The sequence below is a fragment of the Bacillus sp. 7705b genome, assembly GCF_002289525.1.
In the GTDB taxonomy this organism is placed as follows: domain Bacteria; phylum Bacillota; class Bacilli; order Bacillales; family Bacillaceae; genus Bacillus; species Bacillus halotolerans.
This window is the reverse complement of record NZ_NSDH01000002.1, coordinates 1-17,669: the sequence shown is the minus strand read 5'-3', so window position 1 is coordinate 17,669 and position 17,669 is coordinate 1. Positions and strand designations below refer to the sequence as shown.

20 protein-coding genes are annotated in these 17,669 nt (G+C 43.5%); 4 read left to right on the top strand and 16 right to left on the bottom strand.

The features are described from left to right. Positions 1 to 97: 97 nt before the first annotated feature. Positions 98 to 2,167: a thioredoxin domain-containing protein gene (locus CJU60_RS00170; RefSeq protein WP_095712552.1), complete on the top strand. Its 2,070-nt coding sequence runs from the start codon at positions 98 to 100 to the stop codon at positions 2,165 to 2,167. Here CJU60_RS00170 and CJU60_RS00165 read toward each other — a convergent pair. Further along, positions 2,164 to 3,063, bottom strand: coding sequence for a CPBP family intramembrane glutamic endopeptidase (locus tag CJU60_RS00165; RefSeq protein ID WP_024123561.1), 900 nt, complete (start codon positions 3,061 to 3,063; stop codon positions 2,164 to 2,166). The genes CJU60_RS00170 and CJU60_RS00165 overlap by 4 nt on opposite strands. 228 nt (positions 3,064 to 3,291) lie before the next feature. Here CJU60_RS00165 and CJU60_RS00160 point away from each other — a divergent pair, with 228 nt between their 5' ends. Further along, positions 3,292 to 4,644: an MFS transporter gene (locus CJU60_RS00160; RefSeq protein WP_095712551.1), complete on the top strand. Its 1,353-nt coding sequence runs from the start codon at positions 3,292 to 3,294 to the stop codon at positions 4,642 to 4,644. A gap of 30 nt (positions 4,645 to 4,674) precedes the next feature. Here the strand turns inward: CJU60_RS00160 and CJU60_RS00155 are convergent, their stop codons facing one another. From CJU60_RS00155 to CJU60_RS21645, 12 genes are all read right to left on the bottom strand, one after another. Continuing rightward, positions 4,675 to 5,229, bottom strand: coding sequence for a maltose acetyltransferase domain-containing protein (locus tag CJU60_RS00155; protein WP_095712550.1), 555 nt, complete (start codon positions 5,227 to 5,229; stop codon positions 4,675 to 4,677). An 18-nt stretch (positions 5,230 to 5,247) separates the two neighbouring features. Next, complete coding sequence (locus CJU60_RS00150; protein WP_059335345.1) at positions 5,248 to 5,628, bottom strand: VOC family protein; 381 nt, start codon at positions 5,626 to 5,628, stop codon at positions 5,248 to 5,250. Between the two features lie 56 nt (positions 5,629 to 5,684). After that, positions 5,685 to 6,620, bottom strand: a complete 936-nt coding sequence (locus CJU60_RS00145; RefSeq protein ID WP_095712549.1) for a transcriptional regulator CcpB — start codon at positions 6,618 to 6,620, stop codon at positions 5,685 to 5,687. A 59-nt stretch (positions 6,621 to 6,679) separates the two neighbouring features. Beyond that, positions 6,680 to 7,438 (bottom strand): exodeoxyribonuclease III, encoded by a 759-nt coding sequence (gene xth, locus CJU60_RS00140; protein WP_095712548.1) that lies wholly within the window; start codon positions 7,436 to 7,438, stop codon positions 6,680 to 6,682. A 61-nt stretch (positions 7,439 to 7,499) separates the two neighbouring features. Then, positions 7,500 to 7,739 carry a 30S ribosomal protein S18 gene (gene rpsR, locus CJU60_RS00135; RefSeq protein WP_010332656.1) on the bottom strand — a complete coding sequence of 80 codons (240 nt, stop codon included), beginning with the start codon at positions 7,737 to 7,739 and terminating at the stop codon, positions 7,500 to 7,502. A gap of 42 nt (positions 7,740 to 7,781) precedes the next feature. Continuing rightward, complete coding sequence (gene ssbA / locus CJU60_RS00130) at positions 7,782 to 8,300, bottom strand: single-stranded DNA-binding protein SsbA (protein WP_010332657.1); 519 nt, start codon at positions 8,298 to 8,300, stop codon at positions 7,782 to 7,784. Between the two features lie 40 nt (positions 8,301 to 8,340). After that, entirely contained in the window at positions 8,341 to 8,628 is a 288-nt protein-coding gene (gene rpsF / locus CJU60_RS00125) for a 30S ribosomal protein S6 (protein ID WP_010332658.1), read from the bottom strand. A 110-nt stretch (positions 8,629 to 8,738) separates the two neighbouring features. Then, positions 8,739 to 9,839, bottom strand: a complete 1,101-nt coding sequence (gene ychF, locus CJU60_RS00120; protein WP_024123566.1) for a redox-regulated ATPase YchF — start codon at positions 9,837 to 9,839, stop codon at positions 8,739 to 8,741. Between the two features lie 126 nt (positions 9,840 to 9,965). Then, positions 9,966 to 11,969, bottom strand: a complete 2,004-nt coding sequence (locus CJU60_RS00115) for a molybdopterin-dependent oxidoreductase (protein WP_095712547.1) — start codon at positions 11,967 to 11,969, stop codon at positions 9,966 to 9,968. A 50-nt stretch (positions 11,970 to 12,019) separates the two neighbouring features. After that, a complete protein-coding gene (locus CJU60_RS00110) occupies positions 12,020 to 12,226 on the bottom strand; it encodes a DUF951 domain-containing protein (protein WP_095712546.1) in 207 nt (68 codons plus the stop codon). Positions 12,227 to 12,319: 93 nt separating this feature from the next. Continuing rightward, positions 12,320 to 13,336 carry a YkvI family membrane protein gene (locus CJU60_RS00105; protein ID WP_049809975.1) on the bottom strand — a complete coding sequence of 339 codons (1,017 nt, stop codon included), beginning with the start codon at positions 13,334 to 13,336 and terminating at the stop codon, positions 12,320 to 12,322. Between the two features lie 234 nt (positions 13,337 to 13,570). Further along, a complete protein-coding gene (locus tag CJU60_RS21645) occupies positions 13,571 to 13,834 on the bottom strand; it encodes a hypothetical protein (protein WP_024123570.1) in 264 nt (87 codons plus the stop codon). A gap of 13 nt (positions 13,835 to 13,847) precedes the next feature. On the opposite strand from CJU60_RS21645, the gene yyaC reads away from it, so the two are divergent. After that, entirely contained in the window at positions 13,848 to 14,465 is a 618-nt protein-coding gene (gene yyaC / locus CJU60_RS00095) for a spore protease YyaC (protein WP_024123571.1), read from the top strand. 38 nt (positions 14,466 to 14,503) lie between these two features. Here the strand turns inward: yyaC and spo0J are convergent, their stop codons facing one another. Both spo0J and soj read right to left on the bottom strand, forming a co-directional pair. Then, the gene (gene spo0J, locus CJU60_RS00090; protein WP_024123572.1) at positions 14,504 to 15,352 is read right to left on the bottom strand and encodes a stage 0 sporulation protein Spo0J; all 849 of its coding nucleotides are present in this window, start codon (positions 15,350 to 15,352) and stop codon (positions 14,504 to 14,506) included. Further along, positions 15,345 to 16,106 (bottom strand): sporulation initiation inhibitor protein Soj, encoded by a 762-nt coding sequence (gene soj / locus CJU60_RS00085; protein ID WP_010332665.1) that lies wholly within the window; start codon positions 16,104 to 16,106, stop codon positions 15,345 to 15,347. The genes spo0J and soj overlap by 8 nt, the downstream gene beginning before the upstream one ends. 249 nt (positions 16,107 to 16,355) lie before the next feature. Here soj and CJU60_RS00080 point away from each other — a divergent pair, with 249 nt between their 5' ends. Next, complete coding sequence (locus CJU60_RS00080) at positions 16,356 to 16,796, top strand: PH domain-containing protein (protein WP_095712545.1); 441 nt, start codon at positions 16,356 to 16,358, stop codon at positions 16,794 to 16,796. 44 nt (positions 16,797 to 16,840) lie between these two features. On the opposite strand, the gene noc is transcribed toward CJU60_RS00080, so the two are convergent. After that, the coding region (noc, locus tag CJU60_RS00075; RefSeq protein ID WP_141243749.1) for a nucleoid occlusion protein at positions 16,841 to 17,669 on the bottom strand (829 nt) is incomplete at its 5' end.

Genomic DNA, 17,669 nt, shown 5'->3' with positions numbered 1-17,669 from the left:
ATACCTCACAGACAAATGATGACGGGTCTTAACTATCTGGTATATTAAATAGAGGAAAGAGAATACTTTAAAAAACATTTAGAAAGAAGGTGATCCCATGCCAAATAAAAGTAAACCCAATAGATTAATCGCTGAGAAGTCTCCTTATTTACTTCAACATGCTCACAACCCCGTAGAATGGTACCCTTGGGGAGAAGAAGCCTTCGAAAAAGCAAAACGCGAAAACAAGCCGGTTCTGGTCAGCATCGGCTATTCAACATGCCATTGGTGCCACGTCATGGCTCATGAAAGCTTTGAGGACGAGGAAATCGCCCGCCTTCTTAACGAACGTTTTGTTGCGATTAAAGTGGATCGGGAAGAGCGCCCTGATGTTGATTCTGTTTATATGAGAATCTGCCAGCTGATGACCGGACAGGGCGGCTGGCCGCTGAATGTGTTTATCACGCCTGATCAGAAGCCGTTTTACGCGGGTACATATTTTCCGAAGACGAGTAAATATAATCGTCCGGGCTTTGTTGACGTACTTGAGCATCTTTCAGAAACGTTTGCGAACGATCGTGAGCATGTCGAGGATATTGCAGAAAACGCCGCTAAACATTTACAGACAAAAACAGCGGCTAAAACAAGTGAGGGGTTGAGCGAATCAGCGATCCACCGGACATTCCAGCAGCTTGCCAATGGTTTCGATACAATCTACGGCGGCTTCGGACAGGCGCCGAAATTTCCTATGCCTCATATGCTCATGTATTTTCTTCGTTATTATCACACGACGGGGCAGGAAAACGCTTTGTACAACGTCACGAAAACACTGGACAGCATGGCAAATGGAGGCATCTATGACCATATCGGCTATGGGTTTGCCCGCTATTCGACCGATGATGAGTGGCTCGTCCCTCACTTTGAAAAAATGCTGTATGACAATGCGCTCCTGCTGACAGCCTATACTGAAGCTTATCAAGTTACACAAAACAGCCGTTACAAAGAGATTTGTGAGCAGATCATTACGTTCATTCAACGGGAAATGACCCATGAAGACGGGAGCTTTTTCTCCGCTTTAGACGCGGATACAGAAGGCGAAGAAGGAAAGTACTACGTGTGGTCAAAAGAAGAGATCTTGAAGACGCTCGGAGAGGATCTCGGCACGCTGTATTGCAATGTGTATGACATCACAGAAAAAGGCAACTTTGAGGGCAAAAACATTCCCAACCTCATTCACACCAAGCGGGAACAAATCAAAGCGGATAGCGGCTTAACCGAAGAAGAGCTCAGCCGCAAGCTTGAAGATGCAAGACTGAAGCTGTTAAAGACGCGTGAAGAAAGAACATATCCGCATGTCGATGATAAGGTGCTGACGTCATGGAACGCACTAATGATTGCGGGTCTCGCTAAAGCGGCAAAGGTATTCCAGGAACCACAATACCTCACCTTGGCTGAAGACGCTATCACCTTTATTGAAAACAATGTAATCATCGACGGCCGGGTGATGGTTCGGTATCGTGACGGCGAAGTGAAAAACAAAGGATTTACCGACGATTATGCCTTCCTCTTATGGGCTTATCTCGACCTCTATGAAGCCTCGTTTGATCTATCATATTTAGAAAAAGCGAAGAAGCTGTCAGACGATATGATCGATTTGTTTTGGGACGAGGAGTATGGGGGGTTCTACTTTACCGGACACGACGCAGAAGCGTTAATTGTCAGAGAAAAAGAAGTGTACGATGGCGCCGTGCCATCAGGAAACAGCGTGGCAGCCGTTCAGCTTCTGCGCCTCGGGCAAGTCACAGGTGATTTGTCGCTGATTGAAAAAGCCGAAACGATGTTTTCCGTGTTCAAGCCTGAAATTGAGGCATACCCGAGCGGCCACTCTTTCTTTATGCAAAGTGTGTTAAAACATATGACGCCTAAAAAGGAAATTGTGATTTTTGGGCACCCGGACGATCCAAACAGAAAACAAATCACAAGCGCGCTTCAACAGGCCTTTATTCCAAACGATTCCATCCTGGTGGCAGAGCATCCCGACCAGTGCAAAGACATTGCGCCATTCGCGGCTGACTATCGCATCATAGACGATCAAACAACCGTGTATATTTGTGAAAATTTCGCCTGCCAGCAGCCGACAACAGACATCGAAGAAGCCTTACAAACATTAAAAAGCAGCAGGGATTAAACGCCTTGCTGCTTTCTTTTTGATCTCTTATGGTATTGTACAACGATAAACGCAAAGAAAAGATTAACGACAACCGTAAAGAAAGTCTCCCACATCGGATTTCCCCGTGTGATGGCAAATAATGAAGGAATATCTCCATATACACTGTTTTTTTCAGTCATAAATAGACATAAAAACATATTATTCGCGGCATGCACACCAAGTGAAATTTCAAGGCTGCCTGTTTTGACCGTATAATACGTTAAAAGAATCCCAATTGTTACATACTCAATGCCTGCCCAAAAAGCGCCATTACTCATTTCAGGATTGCCAAAGTGTACAGCCCCAAATAGACCGCCGACAATCAGCGTCAATACAAAAGGGTTCTTTATTACTTTTCCAAAAGCCTGCAATAAAAATCCCCTGAAAAACAGTTCTTCCGCAGAAGTCTGGAGCGGCACCAATAACAGAGATGCCACAAGCAGCCACAGAAAACGTGAGGCGTCAAAATCCTGAAAAGTGTATTTCGCCGGATGAATCGCATAATCAATCCCCTGGACCACAGCCATCAGCAAAAAATAAGCGATAAAGCCAAAGAAAATGCTGCGCCAGCTGATTTTTGCATGCGGTGTAATGACTGACCGAAACGGGCGTTTCAGGATAAATCGAACAGCCAGCCAAACCCCAGGAATCGCAAATACATAAACGATATGAGTTAAAAACAGATCAGCCAAAGAATCGGTTAACATACCTGTATCCACATCAAACGCGATATGTGGACTTAAAAGTGCAGTCAATAACATCATAAATACATAAACAATGCTTCCAAAAAAGAATAAGCCAACCATCACCAAAAAGGAGAAAAAATATCTCCACAATGTATTGTTTCCTTCTAGAGGACGGATAAATGAATTCATTCCTTCTATGACTCTTCCTTTCAACAAGAATATTACTATATATTTGCATAATTTGGTCTACTAATCTACTGTTTTGGAAATCTTTTAAGCAAAATTAAGGCGAAAAGTGTGAATTTAGTTCTTCCATCTAGTGATTTGAACTCTGTCCCCAATGAATCAAGATACTTATAATAATGCCAAGAGGGGAATGTTCAGTCTTTCTCCCGCTATTAAAAAAGGGGGTTTTTTATGAATACGGGCGTCAAACAGAAACATACACATCCTTTTTCAAACGCGGCAAACCGTTTAGACCGCCTCCCGATTTCACGTGTCCATTTCCAAGTATTAACCGCTCTCGGCATTGTTTACTTCTTTGATCTTGCGGATTTATTTACCCTCAGCAATGTAGCGCCGGCACTGATCGAGCATTGGGGCATCCAGCTTTCAACCATTGCCAATGTAACGGCTGCTTCGTTTTTAGGCATGTTTTTGGGAGCATCACTTGGGGGACGGCTTTCAGATCGAATCGGCCGAAAAAAAGCCTTGAACCTATTTGTCTTCGTTTTTTCAATCGCATCGTTATGTAATGCCGCGGCATGGGACATCCCATCCTTAATGGCGTTTCGTTTCCTCACTGGGTTTGGCGTCGCAGCTGCCATGATCATCACCAATAGCTATTTAGCAGAATTTTTCCCGTCCAGTGTTCGCGGAAAATATATTTCTTTCTGTGCCATGATCGGATTGATCGGCGTTCCGATCACCAATATCGTATCAGCCTTTGTCATTCCGCTCGGCTCATGGGGATGGAGACTTGTCTTTGTGTGGGGCGCTGTTGGTCTTATATATTTTTTCTTTATTCGGCGGCTGGAGGAATCACCCCGCTGGCATGAAAATCGCGGTGAATATGAAAAAGCCGATGCCATCCTGAAAAGGATTGAAGCAAGCGTTGAAAAAGAAAAAGGCCCGCTTCCTGCTCCGGCGCCGCAAACCTCAAGCGGACAAGTTCAACATGCGGGTTACGCGGGATTATTAAAGGGGAAAAACCTTAAAATAACCATTGTGTTATCCGCGGTATGGATTTTTGAAACCTTTGGATTCTACGGCTTTGCCTCCTGGGTTCCCAGCCTGCTGAAAAGCAACGGGGTCACGATGGAAAATACATTATGGTATAACGTATTGCACTCGGTCGGCGCTCCGCTCGGCGCATTGCTGGGTTCAATGATTTCTGAAAAATTTCAGAGAAAATGGATATTGGCCGCCAGTGCGTTTCTGACTGCCATCGCAGGTCTTTTATATGGCATGACCTTCATTCCAATCATGATTATCGTGTTTGGTTTCATCGTCAATATTACGGAACGGGTTTTCACATCCAACTTATATGCGTATACATCTGAGCCTTTCCCAACAGAATATCGCTCGTCAGGCAGCGGTTTAGCTTATGGGCTCGGGCGCTTTTCGAACATCTTCGGATCATTGCTCGTCGGTTTTATCGCAGTTCAGCTCGGCTATGTCAGCGTCTTTTTCTTTATAGGCGGCTGCTGGCTCGCATGCTCCATTTTGTTAATCTGCTTCGGCCCCAATACGAATGCCAAGCAGATATAAAAAGTCAGTGCGGCGTTAACCGCACTGATTTCAATTCAAATCCTTCAGCTTTCTCGCAGGGTTTCCCCCTACAACCGTATTCGCAGGCACATCCTTTGTCACTACGGAACCCGAAGCAATCACCGCATTATCGCCGATCGTCACTCCCGGGTTTATCACTGCCCGCCCGCCAATCCAAACATTATCTCCAATTGTAACAGGCTTACCGAACTCCTTCCCCGACTTCCTTTCAAGCGGGTCGAGAGGGTGACCTGCCGTGTAGATATGCACCCCTGGAGCAATCAAACAATCACGCCCTATACGAACTTCACAAACATCAAGAATGACACAGTCAAAATTAACAAATGTACGATCCCCCATATGAATGTGATAGCCGTAATCACAGCGGAATGTCGGCAAAATGGTGACTTGATCACCGATCGAACCCAGCAGATTTTTCAAAAGTTCCGTTCGCACTGACTCATCTTCTGTTGATTCGTTATATTGTTTAATCAGATTTCTCGTATGTTTACGCTCTAGTGATAATTCTCGGTCTTCCGAATTGTATAATTCTCCGGCTGCCATTTTTTCTTTTTCTGTCAGCATTCAAGTCACTCCAAGATGTTAAATTGTAATCTCTATTAGATTTCCTTCCTCATCTTCAATTACGCTTTCATAGTAGCCGTCCCCCGTCGTCCTTGGGCCGCTAACTACAGCGAATCCGTCCTGCTTTAACCTTTCTGTCAGTTCATCAACATTCTCTTTGCTTCCAGTGGAAAAAGCGATATGCGCCCAGCCTGTCATCGTTTGTGATGGCTGATCAGTCACATCTCCTTTTTTCATGATTTCCAGCCTAGCTCCGGAATCAAACGTCATAAAATACGACTTAAAATCTTTCTTCTCATTATGATAAAGAGAATTGGCTTTGCCATGAAAGTACGTTTCATAAAAAGCCTTCATTCGCTCTAAATCACTGACCCAGATGGCCGTGTGCTCAATACGCATTTCTTCCTCCTCCTTTGTCTTTCAATGAAGTTATAAGGTATGAAATGCATTTCAGTTCAAGCTTTTTTCATAAATTGGTGCAGAATTTTTATATCTTTGGGACGCTCCTGCAAAAATAACGAAAATGCTGCGGTGCCCAGCTGCTCAAGATTCAGATCAAGCGATGGGAAACAGAGGGCGCGGCTGATAGAAGAATTTCCTTCTCCAATGATCTCAACATCCCAGTCTTTCTTTTTGGCAAATACATATATTCCGGCTGCCACTTCATCACTGTTTGCATAAATAGCTGTTGGAGCCTGGCCGCTTGTATAGAAATACGCACCCGCCTGCTCTCCGTCGTCCATATGATTACAGCCAGTCAGCATATGGCGATCCTCCAGGCTTCCATAGACGGCCTGATAAGCCGCTGCTTTATCCGCTGTACTCGGGCTCTTGTCGGCGCTTCTCACGCTTGTAAAAGCGATATGTTCATGTCCGCGGTTCTTTAGATATCGAAAGCTTTCTATGTAGGCTGCTTTTCTGTCATTGTAAGCACAAGGAATATCCATGTCTCCAGTATCCTCACAAGCGATAATCGGTCCATATTCTTGATAGGCTATCATACTGTCCCAGTGATTGGCTCGTGATGTAATAATAAGGCCATCTATTTTTTTCATTCTTAACAGCTCTACATATTTAATTTCAATGTCGGGGTTATAGTTGGTAGGGAGGAGGGTTGTTGCATATTCATGTCTAAATGCCGCCTTTGTGATGCCGTTTACGATTTTATCAAAGCAAGGGTGATCGCTGTAAGGCAGGATTACACCGATCGTTTGAGTCTTGCCGCGAATAAGATCGATCGCAGTTCGATTCGGTGTGTAGTCTAATTCCTCCATGACTTGACGCACCAGCTTCCTTTTTTCTTCAGACACATACGGATGATGATTCAGTACACGTGACACAGTCGAAACAGATACATTCGCCAATCTCGCAATCTCTTTTATGTTTGCCATCTCTTTCTCCTTTTTCATCATAAAAAAAGCAGTAAGTATCAATCCTTACTGCTATCTCATCATATATTGATCGTAAGTTCAACAGGGCAATGGTCGGAGCCCAAGACGTGTGCTGATATCTTGGCATCATCAATCTGCCCCTTAAGACTCTCAGAAACAATAAAGTAATCCAGACGCCAGCCGATATTTCTGTCCCGGGCACCCGCACGATACGACCACCAGGAATAAGCGCCTTCCAGAACAGGGTATAAATAACGGAATGAGTCGATAAAGCCGGCTTCCAAGAAACGAGTGAATGCTCCTCTTTCTTGATCAGAAAAACCCGCGTTATTCCGGTTTGCTTTTGGATTCTTCAAATCAATTTCCTGATGAGCCACATTTAAATCACCGCACAGGATAACCGGTTTTTTCTTGTCCAATTCGAGAATAAACGCTAATAAAGCCTCTTCCCATTGCAAACGGTAATCAATGCGTTCCAGCCCTCTTTTTGCATTAGGCGTGTAAACGGTCATCACATACACGTTTTCAAATTCCAGCGTAATCACTCTGCCCTCTTGATCATGCTCTTCTATTCCGATTCCGTACATGACACGCAGCGGCTCTTGTTTTGAAAAAACAGCCGTGCCGGAATATCCTTTTTTCACAGCATAGTTCCAATACACATGATAGCCTTCTGGTTCAAGATCCACTTGTCCGTCCTGAATCTTTGTTTCCTGCAGACATACAACATCGGCATCCTCTTCTTTCAAGTAAGAGAGGAAATCCATTTTTCTCATGACAGCCCGCAGGCCATTCACATTCCAAGAAATGAGCTTCATTTTTTTATCCCCCTATAAAAAAGAGCAAGAACCCAAAGGTCCTTGCTCTTTACGTATCAGCTTACTCACCAGTTACGTATGGAAGTAAAGCCATTTGACGAGCGCGTTTGATCGCTGCAGTCAATTTACGTTGGTATTTAGCGTTTGTTCCAGTTACACGACGTGGTAAAATTTTACCGCGCTCAGAAACAAACTTTCTAAGAAGATCTACATCTTTGTAGTCGATGTGCGTGATACCGTTAGAAGTGAAATAACACACTTTACGGCGCTTCGCACGACCGCCTCTGCGTCCTCCTGCCATAGTCATTTCCCTCCTTTCTTTGTCAATTTAGCGATATTCTCATTAGAATGGAAGATCATCATCCGAGATGTCAATCGGCTTGCCGTCGTTGGCAAATGGGTCATCATTAAAGCTGTTCCCCTGATTGCGTCTCTGGTTGTTTTGATTTCCCCCGAATGGATTATCATTTTGGCCTCCGCCAAAGTACTGGCCTCCGCCGCTGTTTCCTTCGTTGTATCCACCTGAACCAGAACCGCCGCCGCTTTTCGGCTCAAGAAATTGAACACTTTCAGCTTGGACCTCGGTCACGAAGACACGCTGCCCTTGCTGGTTTTCATAGTTTCTTGTTTGTAAACGGCCATCTACGCCTGCAAGGCTTCCTTTTTTCAGGAAGTTTGCAACGTTTTCGGCTTGTCTTCTCCAAGTGACACAATTAATGAAATCGGCCTCACGTTCTCCAGACTGGTTCGTAAATGTACGATTCACAGCAAGAGTAAACGTGGCAACAGCCGCACCGTTTGGCGTATAACGAAGCTCTGGGTCTTTTGTCAGTCTTCCGACTAATACAACTCGGTTAAGCATAAGAAAGACCACCTTTTACCATTATATATTTCAAAATTGCTTATTCTTCTTCTTTAACAACAATGTGGCGAATGATATCATCACTGATCTTAGCTAGACGGTCAAATTCTTGAACTGCCGCAGCATCAGCTTGAACATTTACGATTTGGTAGAAACCGTCGCGGAAATCGTTGATTTCGTAAGCTAGACGACGTTTACCCCAATCCTTTGTTCCAGTGATCTCCGCACCGTTAGAAGTCAGAACGTTGCTGAAACGCTCGATAACTGCTTTTTTAGACTCATCGTCAATGTTTGGGCGGATAATGTACATAACTTCGTACTTTCTCATCTGTTTGCACCTCCTTTTGGACTAAGCGGCCCGTAATGGGCAAGGAGCAATAATTCTATTACTCACAATTTTATATTATACCAAAGCTCTTGTCCCTTTACAACTGCATCCTATACATTAAATCGGAAATGAATAACATCTCCGTCTTTTACCACGTAGTCTTTTCCTTCAAGACGGACTTTTCCGGCTTCCTTCGCTCCTGCCATGCCGCCGCCAGCAAGAAGATCATCATAAGCAACCGTTTCAGCGCGAATGAAGCCGCGCTCAAAGTCACTATGAATAATTCCAGCGCATTCTGGGGCCTTCATGCCTTTTTTGAATGTCCAAGCTCTGACTTCCTGCTCACCGGCTGTGAAATATGTTGCCAGCCCAAGCAGAGAGTAAGATGCTTTAATCAGCTGATCAAGACCTGACTCTTCAATTCCCAGCTCTTCAAGGAACATTTGCTTTTCATCGCCTTCAAGCTCAGCGATTTCAGATTCAATCTTCGCACAAACGACGATGACTTCTGCGTTTTCGCCGGCAGCGTATTCGCGAATCTTCGCTACATATTCATTGCCAGACGGATCAGCCACTTCCTCTTCACTTACATTCGCAACATACAAAATAGGCTTTGAAGTCAGCAAATGAAGCTGCTTTACAAGCTTTTGCTGCTCTTCAGTAAACTCAACAGAACGAGCAGGCTTTTCATTTTCAAACGCTTCTTTCAGTTTAGACAAAATGTCAAACTCAAACACAGCCTCTTTATCTTTTTGCTTTGCAAGCTTGCTGACACGTGTAATCCGCTTTTCAACTGTTTCCATATCAGCGAGAATCAGCTCAAGATTGATCGTTTCGATATCATCAATCGGATCAACTTTACCGGAAACGTGTGTAATATTATCATCAGAAAAAGCGCGGACAACGTGGCAGATCGCGTCAACTTGGCGAATATGAGAAAGGAATTTGTTACCGAGACCTTCTCCTTTTGACGCGCCTTTTACGATTCCTGCAATATCAGTGAATTCAAAAGCAGTCGGCACAGTCTTCTTCGGTTTGACCAGCTCAGTCAGCTTTCGCAGACGATCGTCCGGTACTTCTACAATTCCCACGTTCGGATCAATTGTACAGAACGGGTAGTTGGCTGATTCGGCACCGGCCTGTGTAATTGCGTTAAATAATGTTGATTTCCCGACGTTCGGCAAACCGACAATTCCAGCTGTTAAAGCCATTCTTTCATCTCCTCTATATAAAACCGTCATTGCATTAACGTATTTTGAACCTAGAGCAATTATAAGGAGGTTCACTGGAAAAGACAAGCTGACAAAAAAGCATTTTCAGCCTGCTGAACCCTCTCATTATGCTTTTTTCAAGCCCACTAAACAGTCAAAAAGCGTACTTCCCATTCCATTATCAGAATTTGTATCATTTGTCAGCGTATTGACGGAGCCGCCAAAAGCCGCCCACATGCCTTCATCTACATTTATCGTCTTCGGATGAGCCTGTTTCATCACTTTAACTTTACCATTCAAACGGCCCCGATCATTGAAAATGACAACCTCGTCTCCATCCTGAAGATCCCGCTCAGCCGCTATATCTGAAGAAATATCGACCTGTATGTGCTGAAGCTTCTCGATGAACGGAATATGCTGTGAATGATTAGAGCGCTGCGGATGAATGGACAAAAGCGTGTAAGGGTATTTTTCGGCAAGTTCTTCGTTATGGTAAACAGACTCCTCAGGCACTTCCAATTGAAGTGCACCGCTAAATCCTTTTTCTTCAGCTAAAGAAGAGGTAAACTCAAATTTTCCGCTTGGCGTCAGAAACGTAAAGTCTTCCCACGGCACCTGTTTAACCGGAAGCGGCAGATGGCCTTTTTCTTTCAAGTGCTCAAGCGTTACACCGTCTGCCTCCAATGAAGAAAGCCCCATCTCCAAAAGTTCTTCAGTACTGTGTTCAAAAAGCTCTCCAAATCCAAGGCGCTTTGCAAGCTCTGACCATATCCATCTGTCTGACTTCGCTTCGCCCTGCGGTTCCACCAGCTTCTTCCCATACTGAACATAATGATGGTACATACTGGAATAATAAATATCCTCTTCTTCAAAAACAGTGGCAGTCGGCAAAACATAGTCGCACAGCTTTGCCGTATCGGTCATGATGGAATCAATCGCTACTGTCACCGGAACCTTTTCAAACGCCTGTCTTACTTTATTTGTGTTTGGCACCTGAGTCAGCGGGTTCCCGCATGTCACGATAATCATCTCGATCGCAGGATCATCAGCGGTTAAAACCTCTTCAGCCTGTGTCATCATTGAAAAAGAACGTGATGTCGTTTTTAATTCCGGCAGTGTCAGTTTGGTTTTTGCAAAGCTTTCACCAACCTGGACATTGCCAAAATTTGCGCCGCCGCCTTTAATCCCAACGTTTCCGCTTGCCGCAACAAGCGCATCAATCCAGCGAATCGTCCCGCCGCCATTTTTGTACCGCTGCATACCAAGCCCCATAAAAGTAGACACCGGGCCATCGGCATACAGACCAGCAAGAAACTCCAGCTCTTCCATCGTAGTTTCTGTTTTCTCAGTAAATTCTTCTAAAGAAACAGTACTCAAAAGCTCTTTTACATCATCAAACCCGACAGAATGCTGAGAAATAAAATCCTCATCCGTTCTTCCCGTCTCGATCAGAACCTTCAAAACAGCCGCGGCAAGCCAGCCATCCATTCCCGGCTTTACAGAAATATAACGGTCAGCCAGTTTTGCAGTCGGATTAAAAATCGGATCAATCACCGTCAGCGTTGCGCCCTTTTTCTTTACCTGCTGCAAATGGTGATAAAGGTGCATATTTGTCCTTGATACATTTCTGCCCCACACAACGACGTGTTTGCTGTTGTAAATATCAAGCGGCCCGTGCCCATACGACCGGCCGAAATCCCAGCTTTGCGCCTCTATACCCGAGCCCCAGCAAATGCTTCCGACAATCTCAGTCACACCGCCATACGCATTAAAAAAACGCTGATCTAGCGCTTTTAACAAACCGTTATTGGCATAATCATGGCTGTGCAAAACTGCTGTTGTTTCTGACGTCTCCTGAATGTCCCGAAGTTTATCAGCAATTTCATCAAGAGCCTGCTCCCAGGAAATCCGCACAAACTCGCCATTTTGTTTTTTCATCGGATAACGAAGTCGATCAGGCGAATTTGTTTTCGTCTCTAGCATTCTGCCGCGGCCGCAGATTTTGCCTTCCGTAATCGGATGGTTTGGATCTCCGTCCACTTTTGTTACCTTTCCGTCATCAACAGTCACCACAAAACCGCAGCTGTCCCAGCAATTCAGAGGGCATGCTGACTGATGCACTTTGCTCATCGCCGTCTTCTCCTTACCTTCTATATGAAAAAGCATGAGTGTCAGCCTTTTTATGAAGTAGGCTCCTCATGCTTGACCAGTACTTTTTTTACTTTTCTTTCAAATTCTTTTCTCGGAATCATCACGCTGTGAGAGCAACCCTCACATTTAATCCGAATATCCATTCCCATACGTATAATTTTCCATCTGTTTGCTCCGCATGGGTGCGGTTTCTTCATTTCTACAACATCATTCAGGCCAAAGTCTTTATCCGCCAAGACCCTTCACCTCTCTTCATAAACTGCTGAATCTATTGTACAAAAAAACTGATCATTAGAGCAATCATCATACCCAAAAAGAAAGGAATCCTCTTATTTCCATTTACTTAAAATAGGGTATAACAGCAAACAAACTAATAGATAAAGATTTAGCATTCCATAAATAGGATATAAAAAAGCGATTAAATCGGAAAAACCGAAAGAAGTAAAAGGCACCATCAACACTAACAGAATCAATACGATCATCCATCTAGGCATGTGAAGAAAAGCCATCAGCCGGCTGGACAATCCAAATAAACCAGCCACCGTCGTCGTATATATCGCAAGGCACAGCACCGCAGTCATACATAAAAAAAGAAGGTAAGGGGCACCCTCCAGAATGGCAAACAGCGGAATTTCAAATTGAGAAAGGGAACCAGCCAGTTCTACCAACGTTTCATTATATACAAAAGAGATCACGCCAAAAATAAGACCGCTGGCCACACTGGCGATTTTAGCTTCCCCCAGCCCTTTCATTTCTTTCCCGACAGACGATAAAATCGCGACAACCGAAAGAATATTTAAAGAAGTAAACGTAATGCTGGCAGGCCAGTTATACTGCCGGCTCAAATCTATCGTCCACGTATGGTGATGAGTGCTCTGAAATGAAAATAACGCATACATCAGCCCGGCAACTAAAATAGGAATTAAAATGCCATTCACAGATAAAATCCCTTTCACATCCCAGAAAAACAAACACACCGTCACGATGCAAAGCAGCGCAATTCCCCACCAAAAAGGGAGCTTGTACATTTGCAGCGTCACTCCGCCTCCGGCAATCATCACCATGGTTGTAGAAAATAAATAAAAGACAATGAGAATATCATAAATTTTCGCCAGCCACGGTCCCATTAAATGTTCAAGAACCGGAAGAAAGTGAGTGGATTGAACCTTAAAACTGATTTTCATCACAATATAAGACGAGAAAATGAACATCACTGTAAACAGCACAATAGCCAGTCCGCTTTCTGCGCCAAAAAACTGCCATATCTCCTGACCGCTTGCATATCCGGCGCCGATCAGGCTGCCTAATATAAGCAGCATCCACCTCATTCCGGCTCTCCACAACATTATCACCTCATAAGTACAGAGTTCAGCTTGTTTCCGTTATTGTTACTATATAGAGCGCTAATAATAAAAATGCCTATTTTCATAGGAAAACAAAAAATAATGGTTGAATGTGAAAATATCATACAAAATACTCGTAAAAAAAAGACCACCTAAACAGGCAGTCAAAATACAAAATCCCATCCTTCACTTTCCTACCATTCCTTTATACGCTCTTCACCAAGATATCATGTTCAATCATTCAGTTATTCCGATCTTATCGTAAACTCCATTAGGTGTTCCAAGCATATTAATGATTCCTCCATTACCAAAACAGCAGACCATATCTTGCTTCACCTGAAGCGCTGCGGCACAATACTTGTAAATAACCTCTATCTTTTCCTCTTTGTATCCAAAAATCCGTAAACAGACAGAAAGCATAAAAAACCTAACTGCTGGATATAATGTAAACAACCTTACATACCAAAAAAACACATCCCTAGCAATTCCGATATCTAACAAGGAAGTGAAACCTATGAATCGAAAAGGCGGGCTTTTTTCTTCTCAGGAACGAGTAAAGCAATATGTTTCACATACAGATACAGCTGCAGCAAAACAAATACAAACGATTCTTTCTTCATCCTTACGTAAAGCTGCCGGCAGACCGATTGTTGTGGTTTGTATCGGAACAGACCGTTCAACTGGTGACTCATTAGGCCCGCTCGTAGGAATGAAACTCAAACAGATGCAGCTCACCAGATTCCACGTCTACGGCACCCTGTCTGATCCTGTGCACGCTGTAAACATGAAGGACAAATTGATGGAAATTCACAAATTACATAAAAACCCATTTATTGTAGCAGTTGATGCTTGCTTAGGGCGTGTGAAAAGCGTAGGTTCATTCCAGATCGGAGATGGCCCACTAAAGCCTGGTGCCGGTGTACAGAAGGATCTTCCTGAGGTAGGAGACCTCCATGTGAATGGAATTGTAAATGTCAGCGGTTTCATGGAGTACTTTGTTTTACAAAATACAAGGCTTCACTTGGTCATGAATATGGCAAATGTTCTTGCTGAAGGACTGAGTTTAACAGATCGAACAGAGTGGAGGCAGGAACGGCTTAATCCGCTGCAAAGACTCACAGGACGATTATAAAACAAAAAACCATCTTCAATAGAGATGGTTTTCTTTCATTACGATTCTCGTTCTGATAAGAGCTCTAAGATCCGTTCAAGATCCTCGTTGGAGAAAAACTCAATTTCGATTTTGCCTTTTTTCTTTTGTCTCTTAATATTTACTGTTGTACCAAAATAATTTTGGAGATACGATTCTCGTTCTTTGATAATCGCATCTTTTACAGGCTCTTTTTTCTTTGTTTCACGTGGAACATTCTGATTCAATTGCTGAATCAGCTGCTCAAGCTGGCGAACGTTAAGCTGTTCTGCAATCACTTTTTGCACAAGCGGTTCAAGCTTGTTTTTATTTTTCAAACCAAGAAGTGTGCGGCCATGCCCCATAGAGAGCGTGCCTTCCGCAATCAGCTGCTGAATGTTCTCAGGCAGTGTCAGCAATCTTAAATGGTTGGCAATATGCGGCCTGCTTTTTCCGAGACGTTTTGCAAGCTGCTCTTGCGTGACATCTAAGTGTTTGAGCAAAGAGTCATAAGCCTGAGCCTCTTCCAGCGGTGATAAATCCTCCCGCTGAAGGTTTTCCAGTAAAGCAATTTCTCTCATTAACGCCTCTGATAATTCACGGACAATCGCTGGAACTGTTTCTAAACCTGCAAGCTTTGCCGCCCGAAAGCGCCGTTCACCCGCAACGATATCATAGCCTTTTAAAGATTTTCTGACGATAAGCGGCTGGAGAATGCCATGCTGCAGCACAGATTCTTTGAGCTCCGCTAGAGCTTCATCGTCAAAGTGTTTTCTTGGCTGATAAGGATTAGGGCGTAAATCGGTAACTTTGATTTCCTCGATTGTCTCTTCAGACAAATCAACCTGATTAAACAACGCATTAATCCCTTTTCCAAGGCCTTTAGCCATTCGCAGCCACTTCCTTTGCTAAATCTAAATATACTTCCGCACCTCTTGACCGCGGATCGTATAAAATGATGGGTTTACCGTGACTCGGTGCCTCACTCAGACGGACATTACGCGGAATAACAGTCTGATATACTTTATCTCTAAAGTATTTTTTTACCTCTTCAATCACTTGAATGCCAAGATTTGTCCGGGCATCAAGCATCGTCAGCAATACGCCTTCAATCATTAAATCAGTATTCAAATGCTTTTGCACAAGACGTACTGTATTTAATAATTGGCTCAGTCCCTCCAAGGCATAATATTCGCACTGTACAGGAATGACAACTGAATCTGAAGCAGTCAACGCGTTAATTGTCAGCAATCCCAATGATGGAGGACAATCAATAATAATATAATCATAATTCTGCTTCACAGCTTCAAGCGCTCTCTTAAGTCTCACTTCTCTTGAAATTGTCGGAACCAGCTCGATCTCAGCTCCTGCAAGCTGTATCGTCGCAGGAATCACATCCAAATTCTCTACTGAAGTTGCTTTAATAATATCTATTACATCTGCATCATCTACTAAAATATCGTACACACACTGATCTACATCGGCTTTTTCTATCCCCAATCCGCTCGTTGCATTCCCCTGCGGATCAATATCTACCAGCAGAACCCTTTTCCCTATGTAAGCTAAGCATGCTCCAAGGTTGACAGACGTCGTTGTTTTTCCGACTCCGCCTTTTTGGTTCGTAATTGCTATGATTTTTCCCACGATGTCACCTACTTTCACATGAACATGTACTGTCATGTTTCTATTTTATCAAAAAAAGATTAAAGCGTTTCACTTTTTTCATCATTTTGTTTTTTATCAGAAGGGAATATTTGAAAAATTTAATCAGCGCTTTATTGCTTTCTCTTATAAATTCTAAAACTGATATGTTTTTTTGACTTAAAAAAGGGATTTCTAATAGAAAAAAAGAAGAAGTTACAATGCAGAAAGTACAAACAGGACGGTGATCATATGGTTTACAAAACAAAAAGAGATGCACCCGTTACTCTTATGATTGTGTTTCTCATATTACTGATACAAGCAGATGCCATAGTTCCTTTTGTGCTGGGACATATGAGGATATCCGGCTGGATCATTTTTGTTCTGCTGACTCTTTTCAACGTGCTCATCATTTGGAGTTTCATTGATCTGAAATATGTATTGAAGGAGCACCGTTTGATCATTAAAGCCGGATTGATCAAACATCAAATTCCTTACGAAAAAATCGACAAAGTGATTCAGCAAAAGAAGCTGTGGTCAGGTTTTCGGCTTATTGGCTCACGGCGTGCGATTACGATTTATTATCGGGGAGGCTGGGGACATGCAGTCATTTCTCCACAAGACACGGAAGAATTTATCCACAAGCTCAAAGAAAAGAATTATAATATGACAATCATAACTAAAAGTAATTAATTTCCTTTTAGCGAAAAAAACTCTCCTGGACAGCAGGAGAGCTTTTATTTTGGTATGCGAATCGTCAATTGAATATATTCTTCAAATTCCTCTTCTTCCGTATTCAATTTTACGCCGCTGTCTTCAACCATTGACAGTGACTGGCGAATCGTGTTCATTGCAATTCTAGTATCCCTGCTGAACGCTTTGCGTCTAGGCTTTGGTTTTCTCTGGCCTTGCTCCAGCATTTTAACCACGCGGTCTTCTGTCTGCTTTACATTTAAGCTTTTCTCAATTATCTCTGTGAGCAGTGTGACTTGGAGCTCAGGCTGTTTCAGGGGAATCAGCGCTCTGGCATGACGCTCTGTGATTTTCTTCTCCATGATTGCGTCTTGAACCGGCTGAGGCAGCTTTAATAGCCGCAGTTTGTTCGCAATCGTTGACTGCCCTTTTCCTAAACGCTGCGCCAGTGCTTCCTGTGTTAAATCATGAAGCTCAAGGAGCCTTGCGTAGGCATGCGCTTCCTCAATCGAAGACAATTCCTCACGTTGCAAATTTTCAATTAACGCCACTGAAGCGGTTTCCGTGTCGGAAAAATCCTTAATAATGGCCGGAATCTTTTCCCACTCGAGCGATTGCACCGCTCTCCAGCGTCTTTCACCTGCAATGAGTTCGTATTGGCCTTCTTCTTCTGTATGCCTGACAACAATCGGCTGAATAATGCCGTGTGTATGAATGGTCATTGCTAACTCTTTGATTTTTTCATCTGAGAAAATGGTGCGTGGCTGAAAACGGTTGGGAACGATAGCATTTACCGGTATTTCCAGAATCTCTTCTTTGTTTGTCTCATGTTCAGCAATCTCCGGTTCCTGTTCCTTCTCACCAAGCCCGAAG

Excerpts from the sequence above, each read along its gene's own strand:
- CJU60_RS00145 (WP_095712549.1), bottom strand. The coding sequence starts at position 6,620 with ATGGCAAACATAAAAGAGATTGCGAGATTGGCGAATGTATCTGTTTCG.
- ychF (WP_024123566.1), bottom strand. The coding sequence starts at position 9,839 with ATGGCTTTAACAGCTGGAATTGTCGGTTTGCCGAACGTCGGGAAATCA.
- CJU60_RS00115 (WP_095712547.1), bottom strand. The coding sequence starts at position 11,969 with ATGAGCAAAGTGCATCAGTCAGCATGCCCTCTGAATTGCTGGGACAGC.
- CJU60_RS00160 (WP_095712551.1), top strand. The coding sequence starts at position 3,292 with ATGAATACGGGCGTCAAACAGAAACATACACATCCTTTTTCAAACGCG.
- CJU60_RS00150 (WP_059335345.1), bottom strand. The coding sequence starts at position 5,628 with ATGCGTATTGAGCACACGGCCATCTGGGTCAGTGATTTAGAGCGAATG.
- CJU60_RS00170 (WP_095712552.1), top strand. The coding sequence starts at position 98 with ATGCCAAATAAAAGTAAACCCAATAGATTAATCGCTGAGAAGTCTCCT.
- ssbA (WP_010332657.1), bottom strand. The coding sequence starts at position 8,300 with ATGCTTAACCGAGTTGTATTAGTCGGAAGACTGACAAAAGACCCAGAG.
- CJU60_RS00165 (WP_024123561.1), bottom strand. The coding sequence starts at position 3,063 with ATGAATTCATTTATCCGTCCTCTAGAAGGAAACAATACATTGTGGAGA.
- CJU60_RS00155 (WP_095712550.1), bottom strand. The coding sequence starts at position 5,229 with ATGCTGACAGAAAAAGAAAAAATGGCAGCCGGAGAATTATACAATTCG.
- spo0J (WP_024123572.1), bottom strand. The coding sequence starts at position 15,352 with ATGGCTAAAGGCCTTGGAAAAGGGATTAATGCGTTGTTTAATCAGGTT.
- CJU60_RS00080 (WP_095712545.1), top strand. The coding sequence starts at position 16,356 with ATGGTTTACAAAACAAAAAGAGATGCACCCGTTACTCTTATGATTGTG.
- rpsR (WP_010332656.1), bottom strand. The coding sequence starts at position 7,739 with ATGGCAGGAGGACGCAGAGGCGGTCGTGCGAAGCGCCGTAAAGTGTGT.
- CJU60_RS00105 (WP_049809975.1), bottom strand. The coding sequence starts at position 13,336 with ATGTTGTGGAGAGCCGGAATGAGGTGGATGCTGCTTATATTAGGCAGC.
- yyaC (WP_024123571.1), top strand. The coding sequence starts at position 13,848 with ATGAATCGAAAAGGCGGGCTTTTTTCTTCTCAGGAACGAGTAAAGCAA.
- xth (WP_095712548.1), bottom strand. The coding sequence starts at position 7,438 with ATGAAGCTCATTTCTTGGAATGTGAATGGCCTGCGGGCTGTCATGAGA.
- rpsF (WP_010332658.1), bottom strand. The coding sequence starts at position 8,628 with ATGAGAAAGTACGAAGTTATGTACATTATCCGCCCAAACATTGACGAT.